The following is a 4,555-nucleotide window of genomic DNA, read 5'->3' as shown; positions in this document are numbered from 1 at the left end:
TTTTAAGTTTAACCAATGATTTAAATCATTATAATAATACTCATTCTAGGGATAAAATTTATATGGATGTTAACTTTACATTTTATTATTCATTCGGAGTTTGGCATGATTAAAATAGATTGAATTAAATAAATAAGAGGTGAAAGAAAATGAATGTGACTTTGATATTATTAACACTAGGTGCGGCATTGATTGGTTATGTTATTTGGAAGAAATATTCCGTTCAGATGAAGCCTTATATCCATTTACTAAATTTTATTGCCCATGTATTTTTAGGAGTAATAATATATAAAGCATTGGGAATTTTTCCGTTACCTCTTGTTATTACTTTTTTATTATCTGAGATTTATCTTTTCTACTTCTATAGAAAAAGAAATGATATTAAAATGAATTAGGTGTTATGTTTAAAAAAGACTATCCTAAAGAATAGTCTTTTTTTATTAATTATTTTTTGGCATTAAGTTGCAGATTTGATTATTAAACTGTTAAAGTGAAATTAAATAAAAAAGAGTCCTAAACCCAAATGCTTTGGCGGGCAGGGGTAAGGACAAAAAAATAATCTCACAAGTGTGAAATCTATTTTGGTATTAATCTGTACCCAAATCATAATTTATTTAAAAGATTTTTGCAAGATAGAGAATTCTGATTTGTTGGGTTTAGGACTCTTTTTCTATTACAAAATTTTGTAATCAGAAAAGGAGTTTTTTGATGGAAAAAGAGCAATTAGAAGAAAATTGGGAGCCGGCCCTATCTAATAGCCGGTTAAGTGTCCCAAATTGGCACACCCCCTCTCCAAAAATTAGTTTTGACCGTATGACTATTGTTGGAGATTTAACTAAAGATAAGGCGCAATATATGGCTGATTTGCTTGGTAATCATACTTCTGTTCAGTTATGGGATTGCATGACACATAAATTTAGAGGTCGTATATTTACCGATAAAATCTATATTGAACATGATCGATTTAAAGCTGATGCCTGGGACCGAAGAAATTTCAGGATTGAATTTAATCCAAATAATTTAACAGCTGATGAAATGTTATGGCTAAAGAAAAATATCTTAGTTGCTCTTGAAAATGTCGGGTTTACTCGTTTAGATTTAGCTTTTGATTTTGAAAAAGATTTATCTGATTTTTTTATTATGAGTGACAAAGCACTGAAAAAAACTGTTTTTTATGGTCGCGATGGAAAAGCTGAGACAAAATATTTCGGTGTAAGAGATAGCGATCGTTTCGTTAGAATTTATAATAAAAAGCAGGAGAGAAAAGATAATGCAGATATTGAGATGGAGCTTGAAGATTTTTGGCGGTTTGAAATCGAGATAAAAAGAACAATGGTTGATGAGTGGAAAAATTGCTTTGAAGATTTTTCTGTTATCCAGCCTAATTACACTTTGATTGAAAACGACTCTGATAGACATTCAGTAATGGCAGTTTTATTTGATGAACAAGAATGGGGAAGAATGAATCGAAAGAAAAAATATAAAATAAAAAAAATATTAAAAGAAATTTCTCCTGTTGATTTAACGAATCTGATGAAATTATCTTTGAGGGAACAGGAAAATAAACTGCAGAAGCAGATTGATTTTTGGCTCTCTTAATCGACATTATTTTGTTGATTTGTCTTTGAGTGGCTAGCAAAGAGCCACTCATTTTTTGTGCAACAAAAAATCATGTTTTTAAATATTGGCTAGCATAGCCGATATTTATTTTGCGTCAGCAAAATCTAAGGGGCTTGGGGGCTTGCCCACAACAAGATGTGTTTTAGACACGAAGTGGCTATAAAATACGAATCTTGCCAAACCCTTTTTGTTTTGATTTAGAAATTTATACGGAGTATAATATTTGTAAATCGTCACCCGCACTAGGTGACAGAAAGGGTGGGATTTTGTGAGCGAACTGAAAGATGATATGGCTAGCAGTATTGAGGAGGATAAGGCGAAAACGCCACGACGAAAGGAAGCAAGACAGATCAGTTTTCGTGTGAGCGATTCCGAGTATTTAAAGTTACAGCAGTCGGCTGCAACTTTAAATATGAGTGTGGCTGCTTATGCGAAGAAGAAGGCACAGAACAGTCGGGTGGTCGCTCCAAAATTGGATGCGGTCACTCGACAGGAGATTGTTCGGGATTTAGGGGGGATAGCGAACAATTTGAATCAGATTGCAAAATGGTGCAATCAAAATAAGGCACTACCAGAGCATAAACAGGATGATTTCATCAACAAGATGGATGGACTGAAAAAAGAAGTGAATGAGATATGGCAACGATTAAACTAGGCAATACAAAGCAGGCAAGTCGGGCGATTAATTATGCGGAAAAGCGGGCGGTGGTCAGAAGTGGCTATAACTGTGATGTGGATTACGCTAAATCGTCTTTTAAGGCTGTCAGAGGACTCTACGGCAAGGAGGAGGGCATACAGGCACATTTAGTCATTCAATCCTTCAAGCCCGGAGAAGTGACGCCTGAACAGGCCAATGAGATCGGTCTGGAGCTTGCGAAGAAGATTGCCCCTGAACATCAGGTCACAGTCTATACGCATGATGATACAGCGCATGTTCATAATCACATTGTGATTAATTCAGTCAATCAGCAGACAGGCAATAAATATCAGTCAAATCGCAGTCAGATGATGCTGATTAAGGAGCAGAGCAATGAGTTGTGTCAGGCACGCGGACTTTCAACAATCGACTTCTTAAAGAAAGCAGAAATTAGCTATACACTTGCTGAAAAAGCAATCATTAAGAGAGACGGAGTTTCTTGGAAAGATGAGCTAAGGGAAGTGATTGAAGAAGCGAAGGAAAGCGCCAAGGATAAAAAAGAGTTTGTAGAAAAATTAGAGACATTTGGAATCAAGTTTAAAGAGACGAACAAGACAGTGAGCTATCTGCATCCTGAACAGAAGAAATTTGTAAGAGGTAAGACATTAGGAAGTTTATATGACAAGGAGGCGCTTGAGAATGTCTTTGAGAGCAACAGAGAGCGGTCAAAATGGGATGAATTCGATCGGGACAGTGAGGAACGAAGAACTCGGCGAATTGAAGCGACAAAACGAACTGCTGAGAAAGAGAATGCTGGAGTTGGAAGAGACCCAGGCATTAAGAAATCAAAAAATAGACAGATTAATCACGGCTCTGTCAGAGACGACTACGAGTTTGAAAGGTAATGCCGACGTTCTGGATCAGCACACAAAAGTGATGGCACAGAATAAGACAGTGGAGATGGTGCTAGACGACAGACTGACACAGGCGGTGATTGAGACAGTAGATGAAAATTTAAAGGAGCATGTGACAGGAAAGATGGCCACACATTTGAACCACGTCAGAATGAGTAGTCTGCATAGTGTCGAAAAGCTGGATGCGTTCAATAAGAAGATGGAGCGGACCAATAAGTTTTTCTATCCTACGCTCTACGGGGTTTTCATCGCATTCATCAGTTTTATCTTTCTTTTCCTCACACAGATATTCACGACGAATATGCTGGGGGACAGTTATTATCTGATGATAGCGAAGAAGATAGAGCACTCCACAGGGTTCAATACGTTCATCTGGTATCTGGCGTATCTGACACCTGTTCTGTTGGTTGTGGGGATGCTGTATGTGATCTTCAGATGGCTGTTCAAGAAGAGGGAGGACTACTACAGATAAAACACAGGAGTTGCGGTTTATGCCGAGAAAACTTTTGTGCTTGGAGGAGTTCCCCTTGATACACTTAGAGCCGTTCGGCGTGGTGGCGAAGCCATCAATTAAGCCGAATACAGGCTCTTGGGGGTCAGGGGGAACAGAGGCTCCAAGTCAAAAGGAAATTGGAATAAATATAATGTGTATATTTTGTAAATTTATTAAAAATAATTGTATTAATTGGAATAAAGGAATATACTTCTTTTGAAATTATAAAAAAGGGAGTGTTTTAATGTTACAGGGCAAAAAGATTGCTTTAGCACTTGTTTCTACGTCATTGCTATTCACTAGTTTGAATATTGCATCAGCACAAACAAATCCACAAGTTGCAGTTCCTACTAAACCACAGGCAGTAGATAAAACTTTACAAACTTCACAAATTCAAAGTTTTGATAAGTACGTCAAAGTTGTGCAAAATAAGTATGTCCTAGATCCTAACATTAAAACACAAACTAGTCAGGAAACTGTTAATCAAATTCAAACGCAAATTAATGCAGTCAATCAGAAAGTTTCCAGTAACAATTTAAGTATTGATTCTACGAGTAAAACTTTTGTGGAACCTACAATCTCTACTTTTAGTTTGCCAGCTCATGAACAAAGAGGTTACTGGTGGGGAACAAGACATATTTTCAGAAGTAATGCAGCTGTAGAAAACTTTAATTATGGATTACTTAGAACAGCCGGTTTCGCAACTTTAGGTTACTTGTTTGGTCCTGGAGGATCTGCAGCAGCTGCTGTAAGTCAAACGTATATTTTAAGTTTAACCAATGATTTAAATCATTATAATAATACTCATTCTAGGGATAAAATTTATATGGATGTTAACTTTACATTTTATTATTCATTCGGAGTTTGGCATGATTAAAATAGATTGAATTA

Annotated in this window: 6 protein-coding genes; all 6 read left to right on the top strand. The window is 36.4% G+C overall.

The window, feature by feature from the left end; translation table 11 throughout:
* Positions 1 to 149: 149 nt before the first annotated feature.
* On the top strand, positions 150 to 395 hold the full coding sequence (locus tag ERX35_RS11140) for a hypothetical protein (RefSeq protein WP_149459958.1): 246 nt from the start codon (positions 150 to 152) through the stop codon (positions 393 to 395).
* A gap of 313 nt (positions 396 to 708) precedes the next feature.
* The gene (locus ERX35_RS11135) at positions 709 to 1,599 is read left to right on the top strand and encodes a replication initiation factor domain-containing protein (RefSeq protein WP_149459957.1); all 891 of its coding nucleotides are present in this window, start codon (positions 709 to 711) and stop codon (positions 1,597 to 1,599) included.
* Positions 1,600 to 1,909: 310 nt separating this feature from the next.
* Positions 1,910 to 2,275: a MobC family plasmid mobilization relaxosome protein gene (locus tag ERX35_RS11130; protein ID WP_149459959.1), complete on the top strand. Its 366-nt coding sequence runs from the start codon at positions 1,910 to 1,912 to the stop codon at positions 2,273 to 2,275.
* Positions 2,257 to 3,162 (top strand): relaxase/mobilization nuclease domain-containing protein, encoded by a 906-nt coding sequence (locus ERX35_RS11125; protein WP_149459956.1) that lies wholly within the window; start codon positions 2,257 to 2,259, stop codon positions 3,160 to 3,162. The genes ERX35_RS11130 and ERX35_RS11125 overlap by 19 nt, the downstream gene beginning before the upstream one ends.
* Positions 3,152 to 3,643, top strand: a complete 492-nt coding sequence (locus tag ERX35_RS11120; RefSeq protein WP_170234625.1) for a DUF334 domain-containing protein — start codon at positions 3,152 to 3,154, stop codon at positions 3,641 to 3,643. Before ERX35_RS11125 ends, ERX35_RS11120 begins: the two co-directional genes overlap by 11 nt.
* A 265-nt stretch (positions 3,644 to 3,908) precedes the next feature.
* Positions 3,909 to 4,541 carry a hypothetical protein gene (locus tag ERX35_RS11115; protein ID WP_149459954.1) on the top strand — a complete coding sequence of 211 codons (633 nt, stop codon included), beginning with the start codon at positions 3,909 to 3,911 and terminating at the stop codon, positions 4,539 to 4,541.
* Positions 4,542 to 4,555: the final 14 nt, after the last annotated feature.

The sequence above is a fragment of the Macrococcus equipercicus genome (assembly GCF_004359525.2).
GTDB lineage: Bacteria > Bacillota > Bacilli > Staphylococcales > Staphylococcaceae > Macrococcus > Macrococcus equipercicus.
Note: the sequence above shows the minus strand (reverse complement) of the source record. Positions and strands in the feature narration are given on the sequence as shown.